The sequence below is a fragment of the Halioglobus japonicus genome (assembly GCF_001983995.1).
Lineage (GTDB): Bacteria > Pseudomonadota > Gammaproteobacteria > Pseudomonadales > Halieaceae > Halioglobus > Halioglobus japonicus.
In genome coordinates this window covers 2282660-2303040 of record NZ_CP019450.1, presented here as the reverse complement: position 1 = coordinate 2303040, position 20381 = coordinate 2282660, and the positions used below count along the sequence as shown (strand labels likewise).

17 protein-coding genes, 1 tRNA gene and 1 pseudogene are annotated in these 20381 nt (G+C 57.3%); 8 read left to right on the top strand and 11 right to left on the bottom strand.

What is annotated here, in order from left to right:
- Positions 1-3: 3 nt before the first annotated feature.
- The 6 genes from BST95_RS10860 to BST95_RS10835 form a co-directional block, all read right to left on the bottom strand.
- Entirely contained in the window at positions 4-681 is a 678-nt protein-coding gene (locus BST95_RS10860; protein ID WP_066049399.1) for a TIGR04283 family arsenosugar biosynthesis glycosyltransferase, read from the bottom strand.
- Positions 681-1583, bottom strand: a complete 903-nt coding sequence (gene arsS / locus BST95_RS10855) for an arsenosugar biosynthesis radical SAM (seleno)protein ArsS (RefSeq protein WP_240500180.1) — start codon at positions 1581-1583, stop codon at positions 681-683. The genes BST95_RS10860 and arsS overlap by 1 nt, the downstream gene beginning before the upstream one ends.
- A gap of 85 nt (positions 1584-1668) precedes the next feature.
- On the bottom strand, positions 1669-2037 hold the full coding sequence (locus BST95_RS10850) for a lytic transglycosylase domain-containing protein (RefSeq protein ID WP_084199423.1): 369 nt from the start codon (positions 2035-2037) through the stop codon (positions 1669-1671).
- Positions 2037-3599, bottom strand: a complete 1563-nt coding sequence (locus BST95_RS10845) for a hypothetical protein (RefSeq protein ID WP_084199421.1) — start codon at positions 3597-3599, stop codon at positions 2037-2039. The genes BST95_RS10850 and BST95_RS10845 overlap by 1 nt, the downstream gene beginning before the upstream one ends.
- Positions 3600-3762: 163 nt before the next feature.
- Positions 3763-4323 (bottom strand): aromatic-ring-hydroxylating dioxygenase subunit beta, encoded by a 561-nt coding sequence (locus BST95_RS10840; protein WP_066049388.1) that lies wholly within the window; start codon positions 4321-4323, stop codon positions 3763-3765.
- Positions 4324-4402: 79 nt separating this feature from the next.
- A complete protein-coding gene (locus BST95_RS10835) occupies positions 4403-5608 on the bottom strand; it encodes an aromatic ring-hydroxylating oxygenase subunit alpha (protein WP_205737263.1) in 1206 nt (401 codons plus the stop codon).
- A gap of 123 nt (positions 5609-5731) precedes the next feature.
- On the opposite strand from BST95_RS10835, the gene BST95_RS10830 reads away from it, so the two are divergent.
- The 6 genes and pseudogenes from BST95_RS10830 to speB all read left to right on the top strand — a co-directional run bounded on the left by BST95_RS10830 (position 5732) and on the right by speB (position 10686).
- A complete protein-coding gene (locus BST95_RS10830; RefSeq protein ID WP_084199420.1) occupies positions 5732-6355 on the top strand; it encodes a TetR/AcrR family transcriptional regulator in 624 nt (207 codons plus the stop codon).
- Between the two features lie 54 nt (positions 6356-6409).
- A tRNA-Arg gene (locus BST95_RS10825) sits at positions 6410-6486 on the top strand.
- A gap of 399 nt (positions 6487-6885) precedes the next feature.
- Positions 6886-7098 (top strand): hypothetical protein, encoded by a 213-nt coding sequence (locus BST95_RS10820; RefSeq protein ID WP_146004205.1) that lies wholly within the window; start codon positions 6886-6888, stop codon positions 7096-7098.
- A gap of 111 nt (positions 7099-7209) precedes the next feature.
- Positions 7210-8727 carry an alpha/beta hydrolase domain-containing protein gene (locus BST95_RS10815; RefSeq protein WP_084199416.1) on the top strand — a complete coding sequence of 506 codons (1518 nt, stop codon included), beginning with the start codon at positions 7210-7212 and terminating at the stop codon, positions 8725-8727.
- Positions 8728-8838: 111 nt separating this feature from the next.
- Complete coding sequence (locus BST95_RS10810) at positions 8839-9633, top strand: SDR family oxidoreductase (RefSeq protein ID WP_084199414.1); 795 nt, start codon at positions 8839-8841, stop codon at positions 9631-9633.
- Positions 9634-9748: 115 nt separating this feature from the next.
- Positions 9749-10686, top strand: a pseudogene (speB, locus tag BST95_RS21365) (agmatinase).
- Between the two features lie 7 nt (positions 10687-10693).
- Here speB and BST95_RS10800 read toward each other — a convergent pair.
- The gene (locus BST95_RS10800) at positions 10694-11869 is read right to left on the bottom strand and encodes an aromatic ring-hydroxylating oxygenase subunit alpha (protein ID WP_084199412.1); all 1176 of its coding nucleotides are present in this window, start codon (positions 11867-11869) and stop codon (positions 10694-10696) included.
- 200 nt (positions 11870-12069) lie between these two features.
- Here BST95_RS10800 and BST95_RS10795 point away from each other — a divergent pair, with 200 nt between their 5' ends.
- On the top strand, positions 12070-12657 hold the full coding sequence (locus BST95_RS10795; RefSeq protein ID WP_084199410.1) for an aspartyl/asparaginyl beta-hydroxylase domain-containing protein: 588 nt from the start codon (positions 12070-12072) through the stop codon (positions 12655-12657).
- A 106-nt stretch (positions 12658-12763) separates the two neighbouring features.
- Positions 12764-13567, top strand: a complete 804-nt coding sequence (locus BST95_RS10790; protein WP_240500177.1) for a hypothetical protein — start codon at positions 12764-12766, stop codon at positions 13565-13567.
- Between the two features lie 12 nt (positions 13568-13579).
- Here the strand turns inward: BST95_RS10790 and BST95_RS10785 are convergent, their stop codons facing one another.
- From BST95_RS10785 to BST95_RS10770, 4 genes are all read right to left on the bottom strand, one after another.
- The gene (locus BST95_RS10785; RefSeq protein ID WP_084199408.1) at positions 13580-15574 is read right to left on the bottom strand and encodes a tetratricopeptide repeat-containing sulfotransferase family protein; all 1995 of its coding nucleotides are present in this window, start codon (positions 15572-15574) and stop codon (positions 13580-13582) included.
- An 18-nt stretch (positions 15575-15592) separates the two neighbouring features.
- Positions 15593-18064, bottom strand: coding sequence for a TonB-dependent receptor (locus BST95_RS10780; protein WP_084199406.1), 2472 nt, complete (start codon positions 18062-18064; stop codon positions 15593-15595).
- A 64-nt stretch (positions 18065-18128) separates the two neighbouring features.
- Positions 18129-19592, bottom strand: coding sequence for a sulfotransferase family protein (locus BST95_RS10775; protein WP_084199404.1), 1464 nt, complete (start codon positions 19590-19592; stop codon positions 18129-18131).
- Entirely contained in the window at positions 19589-20242 is a 654-nt protein-coding gene (locus BST95_RS10770) for a TetR family transcriptional regulator C-terminal domain-containing protein (RefSeq protein ID WP_229801638.1), read from the bottom strand. The genes BST95_RS10775 and BST95_RS10770 overlap by 4 nt, the downstream gene beginning before the upstream one ends.
- Positions 20243-20381 lie beyond the last annotated feature (139 nt).

Sequence of the window (20381 nt, the reverse complement as noted above, 5' to 3'; positions counted from 1 at the left end):
GTATTACCCTCCATAGTAATGATGATGCAGTCGCTGCGGCGACACGCCCAGTGCGTAGGCCAATCGCAGACACCACATTTGCACCACGGTGCGTAGAACTCCCTGTTCCCGCCAACGACGACTGGACGTCGTGACCGGCTCGTGAATCACACAGGGGGCGGCGAGCCGGCGTAGACGCTTGCTGTACGCTACATCCTCCATCAAAGGAATCGAGTCAAAGCCGCCCGTTTCGTGAAACAGTTCTCGCTTTAGGAACAACATCTGGTCGCCTGTGGCGACCCGGGTAACGCGAGAACGAGTATTCATAAACCGGCTGATCACGCGCGCCCACCACTCTTCACCACTGAGGCGCACCCGGCAAAAGCCCCAACCGGGGCGCTGCACCAGGTAATGCTGGAGAGATTGTGCATCCACACCAGGGCGGGTATCGGCGTGCAGGAATAGCAGATATTCCCCATGGGCAGCCGCGGCCCCAGCATTCATCTGTAAGGCGCGGCCTCGCGCTGACTGCACCAGTTGATCGCAGAGCGGGCTCGCAAGCGCCGCCGTATCGTCGTCGCTGCCGCCGTCGACGACGATCAATTCATCGCTGGGAAACCGTTCTCTCAAATCGGCAAGCCGAGCGGCGATTGCCGCTGACTCATTCAGCACCGGCAGCACAAAACTGACGGATGCCATCATCAGGCGCCTAGCGCGCCGCCGCAGCTACTGCCCTGCCCCGCCGTACAGCCGTAACAGTGCTGAGCGGTGGCAATCGCCCAACCGGCCAGGGATTCTTCATCGAGCAAATCCGCAACATGGCGGCGCTGGTCACTGGCGAGAATAGGCAGGTCCAGCATCTGGTTGAAATCGCAATCGTAAATGAAGCCCTGCCAGTCGACGCTAATCAGCGAGCGACACATCAAGCCCGGCAAGTTGGCCTCGGTGAAGTTGGCCCGCAGTAAATCCATGTACTCTTCAAACTGCCCTTGCGATAACAACACCGCGCCAAAGCGGCTGATGGGCATATTGGTAATGGTATACAGGTGGTTAAAGCGAATCCCGAAGCGCTCACCCAATTCACGCTGGTAGTCATCCTGCAACGGCCCCTGGGGTGGAGGCAGTACCGGGCCCACGGGGTTGTAGACCAGGCTGAGTGGCAACTGTGGATCAATACCATAGCCCAGGGCATTCAGCGCCTGCAGCGCGCGAATACTGTCGCTGTACACACCCTTACCGCGCTGCTGTTCGACATTCTGCTCGAGGTAGCACGGCAGTGAGGCGACTACCTCCACACCTTCGGCCGCCAGGAACTCGGCGAGATCTTCCTGCCCCGGCTCAAACAAAATGGTGAGGTTACAGCGGTCCATAACGCGTATGCCAAGCGCCCGCGCACGGCGCACGAGTTCGCGAAAGCGGGGATGTAATTCCGGTGCGCCACCGGTTAAATCAAGCACCGACACCGCGCCCTGCTCTAGCAATCCAATGACGCTGTCCAGGGTGGCATCAGACATCATCTCGGTGCGAGTGGGACCTGCATTCACGTGGCAGTGCACACAGCTCAAGTTGCACTTGTAGCCGAGATTAACCTGCAGTGTTTCCAATTCACCGCGGGCCAGTGGGGGAAATCCGTCTGTATTAAGAGCGGGCGTGTGTCCTGCATAGTTGTCCTGTACCGATGACTTTGGGTCAATAGACCGCAGACTTTTCAGCCTCGGTCAGCAGCGCATGAGTATCGCCCAGCAAATACTGGAATACCACGTTATAGGACAATACATTTTTCACGTAGTTGCGGGTTTCTTTGAAGGGAATTGTTTCTATCCAGGCATCCACCGGCAGCGTCTCGCCGCTGGTCCGGCGCCAACGATCCACCCGATGCGGGCCAGCATTGTAGGCCGCCAGCGCAAAAATGCGATTGCCGTCGAAGCGATCCAGCAATTGGCGGTAATAGGCGCTCCCCAACAGCACATTGTGTTCCACCTCATATAAATCGGCCCGGGTATGAGGCCGCCCCAGGCTCGCAGCCACCTGTTTGCCGGTGGCGGGCATGACCTGCATCAGCCCCGAGCTCCCACCGGCGACCGGGCTTCAGGGAAGAACGCACTTTCGCGACGGGCAATGGCCATTAGCTCCGTGGGAGACACTCGCTGTACGGTGGCGTGATGGCTGAAGACTTCCTGGTGCGGTGTGGGGAAACGCCAGTCGAGGGCGTCCCAGGCCTTGGCTTTGGCTGCGGCGTTAATCGCCAGGCTGTGCCAGCCCTGCTCCGCGGCCAGTTGCGCCAGAGCCTGTTTGGCTTCGGCATCCTCCGCATCGCTGAGCATCTTGTACCACTCCGAATGCGCATTGCGCTGTTCCTCGTGATGGTAAAACTCACCCACCCGCTGCACCCCAGGCAGGGTTTGCAGGGGCTTTGTGCGGGCGCTCTCCAGCACCAGGGACTCATGGTTAAAGGCGTAGGGTTTACTCAGGGCATCGGCCGCCATGAAGCCGTAGAAATCGCGCTCGCCAGCCAGGACCGTAAGAATGGCCTCGGCTTCTTCCTTCTTACCCTCTTCCTGCAGAACCCGTGCCTGCCAGTATCGCCAACCCTCCTGTTCCCTGCCCTCAGCGCTCAGCAGTGGCAGGTGGCTGGCCACGGCGGTCCAGTCGGATTCGCGCAGGGCCAGGCGCAGGCGAATTTCCACCAGCTTGTCTTCTTTGAGGCGAGCGAGTGCACCGGGCAGCCAGGCCATATTGGATTCGGTTTCGGCAAACAGCGTGCGCAGGGCAATTTCATACTCAACCTGATGTGACTGCTCGTCGCTGAACGTCAACTCATCCTGGTAGCTGTACCAGTAGTCCAGCGCCATGCCCGGGTTATAGCGCGCCAGGTAGACCAGACCGTGTGCAGCAATTTCGGCGGAGCACGGATCGCCGGCGGGCAGCGTGACGCTGCGCATTTTAGAAGGTGATCCGTACACCGCCAGGGCCCGCTCACTCCAGGGAGCAAGTTCCGTCGTACCCTTACGCGCCACGTATTTCATGAGTGAGCCCTGGCGCGCCTCAAAGGCTTTCATCAACCGCGCCCACACCACTTCATCGCTCAGCTGCCCGGCCTTGAGCCAGGCGTCAAATAGCGGATCACATTCCTTGGGGCGGGACTTGCCGTGAACCCAGAGCCGCTCGGCACCTTCCCAGGCGGCCAGGGGGTCACCAGTGCCGAGCTTGGCACGGAAGTAATAGCACTTGAGCTCAACACTATTGGGCTCGTCGGGCTTCACTGTCAGGAAATCATCCCAGCGACGCTCGCGACCAGCGCGGGTCAGGTAATTGGACAGGAAACGGTTTGGCAAAGGCGTATCGGCACTCAAGTCGACAAACCGGCGCGCCTCGCTGGCGCGCACCGGCTTCGGTTGCCGCGTCAGTTGGTAGTAGTCGAGATAAATGGCCAGCGGGTAGTTGTCGAGGCCGGGGCGCAGTTGTCGATATTCCGTCCATCGCCCCTTGTCGATGGCCTCTACCGCTTCGCTATAGGCCTGGCGATCAGCCGCAAGCCCTTCCGTTGACGGCAACGACGCCTGCGCAGTGCCCAGCGTGGCAGCGCAACAAAACAGGATAAAACTCACGAGGAAGCGCATGAACCAGCACCCTCTCAATCACAGCGGGATGGAGCTCTAGATTGATACTGCAGGCGCACCATTGCAATAGCCGCCGGGAAAAATAATCGCCGCCACGCATGGTACGGCGACAATCTATCACCAGCCCCACCGCGGATGTTGATCCGGGGCCGGCGGCTGCGCGTCAGAACAACAGGCCCAGCGTCGGATACTCGATGTCGCTGTAGTCCAGAATCACTTCCCGTCGACGCAGCCGCAAACCTTCCTCGGTCTGCTGCAGGGTATCGCGGCGCTGACCGCAATACAGGAAATCCACACCCCCGGGGCGCGCGTAATGCAGATGGAAATTACTGAGCACCTGACGGGTATCGCCCTCACTGGCCATGAGCTCCACATTACCGACAATACGCCTGGTGCGCGGCGGCGGGTTTTCCGACCAGGAATTGATCTTGAACGCCCGCTCCACTCGCAGCATCAGGTGGATATAGCCCTCTTCGCGGATTGGACTGCCCTGCTCTCCCAGCCCCTCCAGTTCGCGCTCCACACTGAGCATGGCTTCGCTACCGCGATCGCGGTTATTCACCTGCGTATTCACCCGGGCCGGCATGAGATATTCCACCTCGGGCGTAACCAGCGCCAGCCACTGCTGAAACTGGCGACTATCGAGCAGGCGCGCCTCGTGAAAGTAAAAGCGCTCGAGCTCGCGCTGCTCTTCAGGTGTCGTCACTATCGAAACATCGCTCATGCCCGCACCTCCGCCGCTTCCAGATCCGCGCGCCAGCGTTTAAAAAATTCTCGCGCATAAAATTCGTTGGCAGTGACGCTCACCTGTCCTGGGAGATCGGGGTGCGGCCCCTCTTCACCCATGCCCAGGCCGTAAAAGAAAGGTCGGTCATCGGCGAAATCGATATTGGCGCCACGGAACTGCTGCACCCACACTTCCGCATCTTCCTGCTCCACCATGCCGCCGGGCCAAAGAACGAATTGTAGTTATGCCGCAGCTTGGTCTTGATGTGCTCCGGCGCCGATGCCGGCACCACCGGCCAGGACCAATACTCCACTTTGCCGGGGCCGCGCGGGTGGGACACCTTGAACGACGAGTTCGACCAGAGGAACGAGAGGTTTGGGTATACGCCGTAGGTCAGGCCTTTCATGCGAGCGCGGATTGGGCCAACCCGCTCATTGGCGTGGGCTTGAATCTCGCGCAGGTATTCCTGCACCTCGTCACCACCCAATGCGCCGGCCATCCCTTCAAACCCCCAAGCCACCTCTTCCACCGGACAGTCCTCAGGCATTAATCGGAAGGTCGCGCCATGCCCGGGTGTGGTCACCACGCTGTGGCCGAGTTCGGCGATGGTGTCCTGTATTTCCCGGGGAATGAGCGCACTGTGTAGAAACGAGCCGTGGTTGACATCACCCAGCTGGTTCTCCACCGGCAACTTCCAGTTGGCATCCAGCACCCAGCGATGGGGGCTGCCCGCAAATTCTACCTCGCCGCCGGGGAAACGCTCAAAGAAAGCATCAAGGTAAAAGCGCATATCGCCGAGGTAGGCTTCCAGCGGCTCTATGTCTTCGTTGAAGCTACCAAACACCATGCCGCGCCAGGTTTCGACCCGGGGCACCTTCTTCAGCCCCAGCTGGCTCTTGTCCGGCGCGCACTGCACTTCACGCTCCTGGGGGATGGCGACAAGATCGCCCTCTACGGAGAACGACCAGTTGTGATAGGGACAGACGAAGCGCTTGGTATTACCGTGGTCAGCACGACACACCGGCACGCCGCGATGAGTACAGCTATTAATGTTCGCATGCAGGTGACCATCCTGCCCGCGCGCCAGAATCACCGGCGTTTCACACATATACGCCTGCACGAAGTCGCCGGGATTCGGTATCTGGCTATCGTGGCCAAGAAACAACCACGCCTTGCCAAAAATGGCCTGTTTTTCCACTTCGTAGACCGCCTGATCGGACCAACAGCGACGACTGATGAGGGAAGCATCGTCGTTGACGAGTGCCGCGAAATTAATAGCCATAGCTAATCCAAAAATTATCAATTCCTAATTTATCAGCTAGTATAGGTCAGATCTGGTGGCTTTCTAGGCCGAATTTCCGGGAGAGCTGGCTGTTTTTTAGCGATCGTATGATAATTTATTCTAATGACTGAACCGACTGACCAAAACCTGACCAAGGGTGCGCGCACCGCGGCAAGGATTATGGACGTGGCCGAGAGCCTGTTTGCCGAGCAAGGCTATGAGGGCACCAGCCTGCGCCAGATCGCCGCAGGTGCGGGTATTCAGGAGCCTGGGCTATATAACCACTTTGGCAGCAAGCAGGGTTTGTATGAAGCCGTATTGTTCCGGGGCCTGAATCCCATGGCCGAGGCCATGACCGACCAACTCGGCGCCGCAGTTGGTCTGCGCGACTACACCGACCTGCCGGCAAAGATGACCGATCTGTTACTGGAGCACCCGCAGATGGCCGCCCTGTTCCACCAGGCCCTGCAGGGCAATGCCGACTCAGTCGGCAACCGACTGGTACAGGGCTGGCTCGACAACCTCTTTATCCAGGGCATGGCCAGCATTGAACACATGGGCGGTGCCGAATCCGACAAGGAAACCCTGGCACTGAACGTCATCGCCATGTTCAACCTGGTCACCGGTTATTTCCTCTCTACCAAAGTCTTCGAAAGCCTCGTCAACGGCAACATCACCTCACAGGAAAATGTGCGCCGCCAGAAGATACTACTGCGCAAAGTCGTCCGCGCGATGCTGATTAACTAACTGCCTCTTGCGAACAGCAGCCCCAGCGGGTTTAATGCCTCCCCTCCCCACTACCCGCCTGTAGCTCAGCTGGATAGAGCAGCCGCCTCCTAAGCGGCAGGTCGGCCGTTCGAATCGGCCCAGGCGGGCCACAAAAATCTATATATAAAGCAATTTTTATCGCGGTTCTTCACCAAGACCACAATGCAGTACCGATTTTTGGCGTCTAACCAGCGTCTAGCCAGAAATTGGCTATCTAGCCACGATCTAGCCGGAAACCCTATATTTCAAGCACTTGTGAGTCCTTACATTTCACTGCGTTGATCTAAGTTAGCGTTTCAGCCGCCTCCTAAGCGGCAGGTCGTGCGTTCGCATCGCGTCCGGGGGCCAGCTACAAAAGCCTCACCCAACGAGTGAGGCTTGTGTAACTCTGCCGGGGCATATAAGAGCCTACCGGGCCGCACTGTGGAGCCTACTGACAACGGCACACACTTCACAGGTGGCGACCCTCGCCATTACAGCCCAGGTTAATTAGTCGCTTCGCGCATAGCGTGCCGCAGTTTACCCTCCTTGTGGCGCTGCTCCTTGTCGGCCCTCTGCTGCTCCTGACGCAGCGCATGCTCTTCTATTTGGCGCCGCTGCTGTTGAGCTTTACGCTATTCTCGCTCCTGTCGCTGGCGAGCCACCTGCTGAGGATCGGCGCCATTGTGCAACTGTTGCTGCTCTTGCTCTTCGGCACGACTGTACTGCTCCTGTACGACTAAGTTTCGACTAAGTTTCAACTACCGTTTGACTATCAACGAACAACTGATGTTTGCTAGTCAGTGCTACTCATAATAAATCAAGACCAATGAGGTCAGACTAGAGGCTCCTCCATGTTCGTAAACACACTGCGCCTTTCCACACTGCTATGCTCAGCTGCTCTCGCCATCACTCTGGCCGCCTGCTCAGACAACAGTAGAGACCGCGATGCTGGCGGCGACACCCTGCTACCGGTTTCCAACCCGGTAGTGTCGCTGCCTCCGGATGTCGGCAACATCAACCTGCTGGCACTCAATATCGATCTGAATGAGGTAGGTTACCAGCAATCTGAGTTTTTCCTGGAAGGCTCCGCGAGCGCCTTCAGGAACACCAGTGAGTTAGGTGAGGACGGCTTCTGGTCAGCGGAGCCCGCCGAGACGGCGGAGTACCGCGTGCGCATTGTCGTTTATCGACCGATTGACCCCGCCAACTTTGACGGCAACGTGTTAATCGAATGGCTTAACGTAACAGCCGGATTCGAAACCCCTCCCAGCTGGGGCACGGGGCACCTGGAAATGCGCCGCGGCGGTTCCGTCTGGGTCGGCGTTTCTGCTCAATTCATCGGCATTGAAGGCAGTGAGAGCTCGCTACTGCCACTGCACCTGAAGGCGGCCAATCCAGAGCGCTATGGGTCGCTATTGCATCCGGGTGATAGTTTTTCGTTCGATATCTATCAGCAGGTAGCCCAGGCGATCCGCTCCCCTCAGGGCATCGACCCATTAGAAGGCCTGGTGGCAGAGAACCTCATCGCATACGGCGAGTCGCAATCGGCGGGCAGACTGACCACCTATATCAATGCGATACATCCTCTGTATCAGATTTTCGATGGGTTCATGGTGCACTCGCGGGGCGACAGTGGCGCTCCACTGGCGCAGGAGCCGCTCACCTCCATACCAACACCAGACGTGGCCTTGATTCGAACTGACGTCAACGTACCCGTGCTGCAGTTCAAAACCGAGACCGATGTACTACTCCTCGGCCACGCACGCGCACGCCAACCCGATACAGACCTCATCAGAACCTGGGAAGTCACCGGCACCGCGCACGGCGACCTGTATACTTTTGTCACCGGCCGCAACGACGATATCGGGGCACCGGAGTTTGCCTCAGTCCGCGAAGAAAACACTGTACTCGGATTCATTACTTGTGAGCTGCCGATCAACAACGGCCCCCATCACTACGTTTTCAACACGGCGGTGCACGCTCTGAACGAGTGGATATCGGATAGCATACTACCGCCGACATCGCCACGGCTTACGTTGAACGACGATGAATCTGACTATCGCTACGATGCGCTGGGTAATGTGCTCGGCGGGATTCGCACGCCTTACGTTGATGCCCCCTCCGCAATTCTCTTGGGCAACGAGAACCCCGGTGACAGATTCTGCTTCCTGTTTGGCACAACATCCCTGTTTGACGCCGCCCAGATGGCAAGCCTGTACATCGACGAGGCAGGCTATGTCGCTGCTGTTACTGAGGCTACCAATGCGGCGGTTGCGTCCGGCTTCTTACTCCAGGCAGACGCTGATGCCATCATTGCCTGGGCGCCTGAGCAATGGCGAGAGCAGGTTAACTCTGACCCTGGCATCTAAAAAAGAGCAGTCTACGGTATTTAGGGAGCGCTAAGGGGGCTTCCCATCACCGTGCGCTACCATGCGAACACGGACATGGGAAATAACAAGGACTAACGGAGGAGACGACGCATGGATTTACTCATCAAGGGCAAAAAAGCCATAATGGCCGGCGGCAGTGCGGGTATGGGCCGCGCCACCGCAGAGCGCCTTGCTGAAGCCGGCGCTGAGCTTGTGATCACTGCCCGCCGTGAAGAACGCCTGCGCAAAGCAGCCGAAGAGATTGCAGAGAAGTACGGCACCAAGGTCACTCCCATTGTCGCCGATTCCTCTAAGGAAGAAGGCAGGCAAGCCCTGCTTGAGGCCTGTCCTGATCCGGATATTCTCGCGATCACCATCAAACCGCCCGCGCCCAATGGCGACTTCCTCAAGGTCACGCCGGAGATGTGGCGCGAGTCGGTGGAAACAGCGCTGATCGGCCCGATTGAAATCATGCGCAACTACATCCCGGGGATGAAGGATCGCGGCTTTGGCCGCATTGTGAATATCGCCACCTTCTCCGCCAAGAATCCTATGATCTGGCGCTTGATGTCGGGCCCGGCACGCTCTGCGCTGATCAACTATACCGCCAGCGTATCGAGAGAGATCGCGCAGTACGGTGTGAACATCAACAACATACTGCCCGGCATGTTCGCCACGGAAGGTGCGAACGAGCTCATGCCCATTTATGCCGATGCCTTTGGCCTGGAGCATAACGATGAAGTCATCATGAATCACTTTATCGAGAACAATAAAATTCCCGCAGGCTTCATGGCCGACGCGGATGACATGGCACCGATGGCTGCCCTGCTGTGCAGCCCACTATCGCGTTTTATCGTGGGGCAGAATATCGTCATCGACGGTGGGCAGCACCACTCATTGTTCTGACGTTGCCATCAACGCAGCCCTCCCAGCAATACACACAACAGGCTTTGCTTTAAGGAAGTAACTGTGTGAAGCTCCCTAGCCTAAACGCTCTATCAAGCAGAGCAAGGGAGCTGCAATGAACGACCAGGCCATTACCCGAGATTCCCATTACGGCGCGGGAGACGAAGCGACCTACGCAGGCATTACCAGCTTTATGCGACGGCGCTACACCCGCGACCTTGCGGGTGTCGATGTGGCGGTACTGGGTGTACCCTATGATCTGGCCACCTCAAACCGATCAGGGGCACGCCTGGGCCCTCGTGCCGTGCGCGCTATTTCCGCGAACCTGGCGTGGGAGGAGTCGGTGGTCGGCTGGGATTTCAACCCCTTTGACGAGCTGGCTGTCGTTGACTACGGCGACTGCCCCTTCGACCCGGGCGAGCCACACAAAGTGCCGGAAGAAATCTATCAATATGCGGCAGGCATTCTCGAGCAGGACGTTGCCCTGCTCACCCTCGGCGGCGACCACTTCATTAGCTACCCCCTGCTCAAGGCGCACTACGACAAGCACGGCCCTTGGCATTGATTCACTTCGATGCCCACTCAGACACCTGGGAAGAAACAGAAGAGCGAATTGATCACGGCAGCATGTTCTACCACGCGGCAAGAGAAGGCTTGATCATTCCGGAAAAGTCAGCGCAAATTGGTATTCGCACCCACAACGCCAGCACCCATGGCTTTAACATCTTCGGCGCGGCCGCGGTACATGAGCAGGGCTGCAAGTCCATCGCAAACCAGGTACGGGAAATTGTCGGCAACCAACCCTGTTACCTGACCTTTGACATCGATTGTCTGGACCCCAGCTTCGCTCCCGGCACCGGAACACCCGTGGTCGGCGGTCTCTCCTCTCACCAGGCACTGCAAATACTGCGCGGTCTGGAGGGCATTAACCTCGTGGGCATGGATATGGTGGAGGTTGCCCCGGCTTACGATGTCAGTGAGATCACTGCCCTGGCTGGCGCGACGATTGCAGTGCAGCAGCTCTGCCTGCTGGCCCGCCGACCAGGCCGCTAGCAATCCGCTATAGCGACTCTTCAGCTTGCGCCAATTGCGCGCGCACCCATTCCTGGAAGGCGTGTACCTCGTATTCCTCGGCCATTAACCGGCCCGTCTGGTGCGCGATAGAACTAAGTCCGCGCTGATTCATCTCCGCCGCGCGGGCGTCCTGACCCAGTACCATTTCTGCATAATGCGCGAATTCAGCGGGATTGAATTGTGCATTGTCGAGGGTCTCTGGCCGGAACAGCCACTGGGCACACAGCTCGGTTTTGACAGGCGACAGCGGCCTTAGCCAGACGATACGCACGTAATCTACATGCCCCACCATAAAAGCGGTCGGCCATGATACCTCGTAAGTGTGGCCGCGCGCCAAATCTTCCGGAGAAAGGCCAGTAAACGGGGTATCGCAGGGTTGTCCGTCCGCGGACCATGTGGCGCTGCCCTCTCGAAGCCCGGGGCGAAACCTGGGATTCTCTTCCGCCTGGTGTTGCTGCCAGAGCGGATCGTCATGTACCTCCATCATCCGCCGCTTGTACAACGGTACCAAATCACTCAGCTCGGGATGAATGCCAGGGCAATGCAGACACTCGCTGAAGTTTTCCCAGAACAACTTCCAGTTACAGGCGATCTCTTCGCGGTATTCGTGGCCCACCGACAGGCCCTCCAGGGGCCAATTGGCCAGCGCCTGGCCGCCACAATCCATACCCTCTGTCAGCGGCTGGGCGTCGGGACGCAGATTGATAAAAAGAAAACCACGCAACACCTCAATCGCAACCGGATATAGGCCGAGCGCCTTTTCCTCAAAATCAGTTTGACGGAAATTACTCGGCGCCCGCAGCAGGTCGCCGCAGTGATCATAGCTCCAGCCGTGGTACGGGCAGGCTATATTGCCGGCCAGATTGCCACGTGGCTCAGATAGCAACTCAGCGCCGCGGTGCCGGCAGGTGTTATGGAAAGCGCGGAACACCCTGTCGTTACCCCGGAGCACAATAATGCTCTGGTCACCGATCTGGACAATGCGATAATCGCCAGGATCGGGCAGGCTGTCGACACGATCGACATACATCCACTGCCGATACCATATAGCGCGCAATTCGCGCTGGTAGTGATCTGCATCCCGGTACCAGCTAGAGGGCAGCGATTCCCGCCCCTCGGTCAGCCCTGAATAGCCCTCTTGAAACGTGCTCATATTCGACATGCGGGAAACTCCGGTCCTACTTCAACGACTTGACCCTAACGTTCACTCTTGAGTGAATATATAGCCAATTCCAACGCGAAAATAAAGGAGAATCGGGATTAGCGACTGAATGATCATTCATTTAGCAGAGACACTGGGAAGTTTCGCAAAAATTACGCGACTGTGCGAATATACAAACATATAAAAACGCAGTAGCAACTATGGATATAGAAGTCCCATTGAAGGAGCTTGGCGAGTACGATATTGCGCCACTCAGAGAGGCCATTCTGGGCCTGGATGAGCCCGTCTGGAAAGACAATACCTATCGACAGCAGGAGTACGATGTGCATCGGCAGACGGAATCAGTGGTAATGATTTTCACCGATGGGGCTGGCTGGCCGGAAATTGAGGTCACCCGGGAACGCGGCTGGGAGCTGCTGGCCGATACGGCATTGCCGCTCATGCAAAAGCTGATTGAAGACCACTACCCTCCAGGTGGCACCATCATCCGCGCCATGGCTGCCCGGCTGGCGCCCGGGGGCATTATCAAACCACATCGCGACAAGCACCCTTCTTTCCACTATGGGCACCGGATACACATTCCCATCGTTAGCAACCCCCGCGTGAGGTTCACTATTGATGGCCGTCCCTACCGCATGGAAATCGGCAAGGTCTACGAGATCAATAACCAGATGCAACACAGCGTGATGAACAAGGGCCAGGAAGGCCGGATTAATTTCATCTTTGACTACGTGCCTCCCCAACACATCGGCGCAAGCGGCCTCGCCAACGAGGCCGCCAGTAGGTGACGACTCTCATTGCAACCTCCGTTGTTCGGGGAAGCCACCAGGGGGAGAGCCACGGTGGCGTCTATCTTGTCGATTTCGAACAACAGTCGGTGAATATGGTTATCGATTGGAATGCACCGGACATCGACTGGCAGGGGCGCGGCTGGGACCGGGGCTTCGCGGCATCGCCTTCGACGGTGAGCGAGTATTCATTGCGGCGAGCAATGAGTTGTTTGTCTACAGCCCCGACTTCCAGTTGCTGGCCTCTTATCGCAATCCCTACTTGATGCACTGCCATGAAATTGCCGTGTATCAACGGCGCCTGTACCTCACGTCCACGGGCCACGACTCCATTCTCGGCTTTGACCTGGATGAAAACCGCTTTTGCTTTGGACTACACCTGGTTCGAGTGGGTAGCAGCTTCCAGGGCGCGCCGTTTGATCCAGAGGGGGACAATGGGCCAGGTAAAAGTAATCAGCTGCATATTAACAACGTCCACTGCAATGCGCAGGGAATGCACATTTCCGGGCTAAAAACCGCCGGGGTTATTCGCTTTAACGGTCGCACCGTGACTCGCAGTGTTCGCCTGCCCCAGGGGGTGCATAACGCCCAACCCTACGGCGACGGTGTGCTCTTCAACGATACCGCATCAGACAAGGTACGGTTGGTGTACCCGGATCGCGAACTTTCCTTCGACGTACCGGCTATTGACCCTGCGCGACTAACCCACACGACGCTGGATGATTCCCGTATTGCCCGCGCAGGTTTTGGTCGCGGCCTCTGTGATCTGGGTGAAGGGTTGATAGCCGCTGGATGTTCACCGTCGACGATTGCCATCCATGACCTCGAAACGGTCAAAACTCGCAGCCTGGTCACCCTGAGTTACGATATCCGCAATGCGATTCACGGGCTGGAAGTCTGGCCCTATTGATCGACGGCCATGTCAGCCGATCTGGTATTGATCCAGGATCGGCTCAAGCACATCCTTCAACTCATCCAGGTGCCCTTCATAGCGGCGCCAATAGCCTATACCGGAACTGTAAATCGGCTGGCGTACCTGTTCTGAACTGGCGGTGCGCACTGCGCGATCGGTCTGGTGGAAATCGACACAGCCCTGCTCAAAGGGCAGCTCGAGGAAGTCCAGAATCCGTCTGACCTGGGTATCGAGGTCGGCCACGGTATCCTCGTACTGCACATGCAATACCTTGCCCGGTAGCACCTCATCCCAATGATCCATCATACGCTGGTACTGCAGGTAGTATTCGCCAATATCCGACTGGTCGTAACTGAAGGTCTGGCCCCTGGCGTAGAGCTGTCGCAGGTTGCCAACACAGGCATCCAATGGATTGCGCCGGGCATCGATGATGCGCGCATTTGGCAGGATCGCTTGAATAAAGCCGACACAGGGAAAGTTGTTGGGCATCTTATCGATAAAGTGAGGCGTCCCCTCGGTGCGATGCATTTGCGCCATGTGCAGGTAATCGCGACCCAGACGCTGAAAATGACGTGGTTCCAGCTCCGCCAGCAGCCCTGGGTAGCGCATACCGTCTGCGCGGTTGCGATTAAGGGATTTGGTCATCCTGCCGATGTAGGGCAGCTCGCTGGTGCCCTCTACGGCACTGTGACTCGCAATAATCTGCTCAACCAGGGTAGAGCCGGAGCGCGGCATCCCCAAAACAAAAATCGGCGCGGGGTCCTGCTCACCCACCTCACCCAACTGCTGAAAGAAGTCTGCATTGAAAAATGCCACCAACTCGTCGTTAATCGACTCTGTGTGCACCGGGTCGTAACTGACCAGCATACGCTGTGTCTGATTGCCGCCCTCATAGTAATGCCAAGCCTTGTCGTAATCTTCCCGATCCTCAAACGCCTTGCCCAGCGCAAACATAAAGTTTACCCGGGAACTGTCGCGCAGCTCATCGCCGGCGACGCGTTGCTCCATGTCGTCAACCTGGGCATCGCTGAAACGATAGGTCTTGAGGTTGGCCAGGCTGTAATAAGCCTCGCCAAAATCTGGCTCTAGTTCCAGGCAACGCTGGTAGGCTCGCACGCCATCTTCTTGATGCCCCAGAGTCTTGAGCATATGCCCCAGCCCCAGCCATGCGCCGGTATGATTGCTGGACAGGTCGAGGCAACGACGGTATGCGGCAGCGGATTCCTGGGTCTGAGCGGCGGGGCCAAGCACGCCACCGAGACGGTAGTAACCTTTGGGATTATCGGGTTGCAGCCGGGTTATCTTGTGATATATCTCGATCGCGTCTTCATAGCGCTCCAACTCCTTGAGCACCCGCCCCAACTCGAATAACACCGGTACATGATCCGGCGCGCCTGCCATGGCTTGGCCAAGCAGATGTTCTGCCTCGTCGAAATCACCTGCTGCGGCGGCGATCAGGCCCAACATGCGCAACGCGTCTACATGCCGTGGCTGTTTTTGCAGTACCTGACGACAGAGTTGCTCAGCCTCACGAATACGGCCGGCCTTATGATGTTCCGCAGCGCGAGCCATCATGCCCCGTAGTGGTGACAACTCGAAGCTGCGTTCAAAGGCCGCGTCTGCTTGCTGCCCCTCCCCGACCGCTGCGAGCGCCTTACCCAGATTAAAGTGTGCGGCTTCCAGCTTCGGGTCGAGCCTGACGGCCTTCTTCAATAAGGGAACGGCCTCCTCGGCCCGTTGCTGTTTCAACAGGAGGGTACCCAGGTCCTCGTAGGGTTTGGCAAATCCCGGCGCGAGCTCCATGACATGCCGCAAAGTGTTCTCTGCCTTGTCGAACTGTCTCAGGTCACCCTGGGCCATGCCCAACAGGCCGAGTAAATTAATGTCTTCGGGATAGTCATCCAGCGCAGCCTCACAGAGGGCCAAACCTTGTTCGGTTCGGCCCTCCTTGATTTCGCTGAGAATGTTTTCGAATACGCTGCGCGGTACACGCCGTTGTTGCATAAATCAGTACTTCGGTGGTTAGAACTTCCAGCGCAGCGTCATGCCAATGGTGCGCGGCTTGCTAATAGAAACGCGCTGCTGACTGCCCCAGCGGTTGTTGTAGAACTGCTTGGCATTTTCGTCAGTCAGGTTGGTGACAAACACCGTGCCACTCCAGCGCTCGGCATCTATCCCTGCGCGCAGGTTGCCTATGTCATAGGAAGGCTGGGTGGTCGCACCCTGGGTAAATACGATGGACTCCGTTCCCGCCAATGAGTTAACCGACTCGCCCACATATATCCAGTCCAGGCGGATGTAGGGTTCGCCGCCCCACAACTCGTTATCAAAGGTGTACTGGACCGAAGCACTGCCCTGCTCCTCCGGGGTAATCGGCAATTGGGTGCCGTCGTCCACAGAGACAATCAGGGTGCCATCATCTGTGGTGATGTTGTTGTCCTCCGAGATCTCGGCGTTGATCAGACCGATATTCGCGGACAGTTCCAGGTTCTGGGTGGCCGCCCAGGTGACGTCTGCCTCGAAGCCATTCACCTCTGCTTCAGAGAAATTCACAATACCCAGGGAAAATACCGTTGGGTCGTTCACCTGGATCTGCATGTCTTCCCAGACCATATGATAAGCGACTGCATTAAAGCGCAGCGAACCGTCCAGAAGGGTGCTCTTAAAGCCTAATTCATGGTTTTTCAGCAGGTCCGGACCATAGCTCCTGGGCAGGATAGAACTGGCGCGAATAGCGTTACCACCACCGCGACGGAAACCTTCCGAGTAAGTACCGTAGGCCAGGATATCGTCAGTGAAGTTGTAAGTGACATTGAATTTGGGCACCCAGTCATCATCCTTGGTGGATGTGGACTCGGCGGTACTGAAGTAATCGCGCTCAAGATCAGGTTCGTCACCCTCCAGCAAAGCGCCCTGCAGCAGGGAGAAATCCTCGTCGTATTCAAACCAGCGGGCACCAGCGGTCAGACTGAGCTTGTCAGTTGCCTGCCAGGTCACTTCGCCGAATAGCGCCACCTGCTCCACTTCCAGATCGTAAGTACCGAAGAAGAAGTTATCGCTATCGGTATTGTGGAAGGTATCGTAGTTGGGATTGTAGTAAGGTGAATTCGCCAGGTAGCTCAGGTAAGTATAACCCTGGTTGGCATAGTAATCGGTGTCACTAAAGCCCTGAATGTCTGCGGTAAAGAGTTCCTCCCGCTCCGTCTTGCCGTAGAAAAAGCCAACCAGACCGCTCCAGCGACTGTCGGAATCTGCTGGGGTTGTCAGACGTCCCTCGACCGACCAACGCTCGTCTTCGAATTCTTCAAATGCATTGGCGCGCGGCGCACCGGTAAAGTCGTAAATCGTTGCAGGATAGTAACCCGGAGCCGCATAGGCAGGATCATATTTCTGGTCAAAATCGTGGAGGTAATCAGTAGCGTCCGCCTCATAGGTGAAATCGCGACTGAAATAACTGGTGGTCAACACGGTATCCGCCCAGCCCAGATTGCCCTCCAGCGTCAGGCTCACCTGATACCAATCGTCTGTCATCGATTCGTCTTCGAAACGGACCTGCTCGCGGTCTCCAACGGTCAGATTGGTGTCGCCAAAGCCATCCACATCGAGTTGCTGAACAATACCCGCCAAATCGACGGTCCAGTCCTCATTGACGAACCAGCGCAGGCCTACGCGTCCGCCGCTGATACTTGAGGAGTTGATGTCATCCTCTATCCTGTCGGCATTGTCAAAACGATCGCGCACCGGAAGACCCGCAGCAATACGGTTTTCTTCCCACTGGTCGGGCTGATTGTTGCCCAGCACGTTGTCGACATAGCCCGCTTCCTCGGCGGTAAAGCCCACCAGACGAATCGCCAGCTTGTCTTCAAGCAGCGGGATGTTAACCATCGCCGATAGGTCTGTGTCCAGATCATCGCTATCCTCGACCACTCCCAATGACCCTTCTATCCAGCCGTTGAATTCGGTAGGGTCTGGTTTGTTGGTGATGATCCGCAACGTGCCGGATTGAGAGGCATCACCAAACAGTGTGCCCTGGGGACCACTCAGCGCTTCAACACGTTCAATATCTACAAGGCGTGGATCCGGGTTCGTACCAGCGGCGGTGATCGGCTGCTCGTCAAGGTAGACACCTGAGGATGGCGTAGTTCCGAACTGGATACCCGAGGCAGCTACGCCACGAAACACCACGGTGGTTGCGCCAGGATCCCTAGTGGAGACTGACAGGCTGGGAATCTTGCCCGCGTAGTCGTCCATGCCGAGAAAGCCCTGACGCTGAATGTCATCCGTCGAGAAGGCTGAGATCGACTGGGGCAAGTCCTGAATGTTCGATTTTCGCTTGGTCGCGGTAACGATAATCTCTTCGAGCACCGCCTGCGCCTGCGCCTGGGAAGCGGCGGTCGTGCCCAGTGCCGCCGACACCAGCAACGCCATTGTTTTGCGCGGAGGCAGTGCCGCCGCAGATGTCTCGTCGAGGTAACCGTCTACTTTCTTAATCATATAACTTACCTGTTGTGGACCAAGCCATTTTAAATGTTGCAGCACTGCGAGCAGCGCATAGGGTTTATGTAGTTTTTGCTGCCCCGCCCATTACCGGCGCGAGAACTTCTGTCAACGCTATCAATCCTCTTCGGTAGCGGCGCCAGTTACCGACTCCCACCGCGCTACCGGTATCTGCCCCTTCATTCCGAGCCGCTCGCATTAGCAGGCTACTCTCATGAAAGTTCATACAACTGTCTTCCCAGGGCAAGTCTAGGTACGCCAGAATCCTGACAACCTCCGCCTCGAGATCCTGGGCCAGATTTTCGAAATCGACCCGTAGAACCTTACCGGGGAGCACCTCATTCCAATGATCCATAACTCGCGAATACTGCAGGTAGTACTCACCCATTTCGACCTGATCATAGCTGAAAGCCTGTCCCCGGGGGAATAGCTCAGTCAAGTTGCGCACGCAGGCATCCAATGGATGACGCCTGACATCAATAATTTTCGCGTTAGGAAGAATGCTGTGAATCAAACCGATCAGCTTAAAATTTCCAGGCGCTCGATCGATGAAATAGGGTGTTATCTCGCGGCGATAAGGCCTGGCCATCTGCACGTAGCGTTCACCCAGGTCGTAGCGCTGCCGAGCATCCAGGTCCGCTAGACCATGTGGAAAGGGTTTATTTGTGTCAGCGGCCTCAGCCAAACCCCCGGCAATCTCGGCAAGGTGGGGCAATTCCCCGGCACTCTCAAGATGACTGTGGGCGGCGATGATCTTTTCAACAAGCGAAGCACCAGAGCGGCGTATTCCCACCAAAAAAACAGGCGCCCGGTCCGGGCAAGCGCCTGTAGCGATTGAACTAAAGTAATCACCGCCGAAAAAATTCACCAATCTGTCCGCAACAGCTTCGGTTTTCACCGGATCGTAATTGACCCGCTTGCGCTGGGCGGCATTGCCCTGCCGGTAGAAGCGCCAGGCACGGCGGTAGCGTCCTCGAGCCTCAAATTCACGCCCAAGGGAAAAGAGTAGCTTCACACGGGAAGCTTCCGGCAGCTCATCGTCTTGCAACTGCCGACCCATCTCGTCAATCTCGCTGTCACTGAACCGGTATGAACCCAGCCGGGAAAGACTGTAATAGGCATCGCTATGCCCGGGATCGAGTTGAAGACAGCGGTGGTAGGCGGCAATGCTGTCCTGACGCTGCCGGAGAACATTGCAGGCATGCCCCAGGCCCAACCAGGCCGCGGCGTGCTCTGGCGCCACGTCAAGGCAGCGCCTATAGGCAAATACCGCGTCACTGTGCGCCCCCAGCGTGGTCAGAGCTCGTGCCGTGTGGTAGTGGGCGGCAGCAAGCCCGGGCTCCAGATCTGTCGCTTTCTCCAAGACTGATAATGCCTCTACCACCCTGCCCGACTGCAACAGTAACTCGCCCAGATCCGAGTAGGGTTTAGCGACACTCGGGTCGCGCTCGATCACCGCCAACAGCTGGCCGTGAACTGCCTTGAACTTGTCGGCGTTGTCGCTGGCAGCTAAAGCGGCATTCATGCTTTCTCCCCCGGGTTGACTTGGCCAGGAAGGGCATTGGCCAGGTACTGACGGGCGGCCGCCATGGCCTTTTTGCGACTGAGCCGGCGCGGCGCCAGCAGAACGTTCAGCCACAGTCCATCCACCAGGCTGATGTAACCTGCGGCGAGCAGATTCGGATCAACATTGCGATATGCGCCGTCGGCCAGAGCTTGTTCAAACAGACTCGTCAACAGACGCTCGGCCTTGACGTCCTGGCGCGAACAACTGGCCAAATAGGTAGGGCGCGACTTGGCCTCGCCGAGGAAGGCATACCAGACGGCCAGTTTGGATTTATCCGTAGTTTGGGTGCTGAAATCGAACGCCAATAAAGCGTCAATCCGATCGGGAATCGTGGCATAGCCGGGGTCAGTCAGAATCCCGCTCTGCCCCTCGTTGTATTCTCGGGTCACAGAGTCCAGCGTGGCGAGGAGCAATTTTTCCTTGCTCTTGAAATGTAGGTTGGCAATGCCAAGGCTGAGACCGGCGGTTTTTGTTACCTTTGCCATGGTGACACCGGACAGGCCGTTCTCGGCGATGCACTTCATGGTCGCCTTGATCAGCTGATCACGCCTGACTTCGCGTGGTTGGGCGCGCCGCCGCCCCGCTGTATTGTCCTCGCCACTGCCCAAGCCGCTCGCTCCGTAGTTGTCTAGGCTGGTTATTCTGTGCAGAACTACTACCGTCAACATTAGATGATAGCAGTGACAGGATCAACAAAAATCACAAATGAATGATCATTCATTCACACATGGACATGCCGCGGGCGTC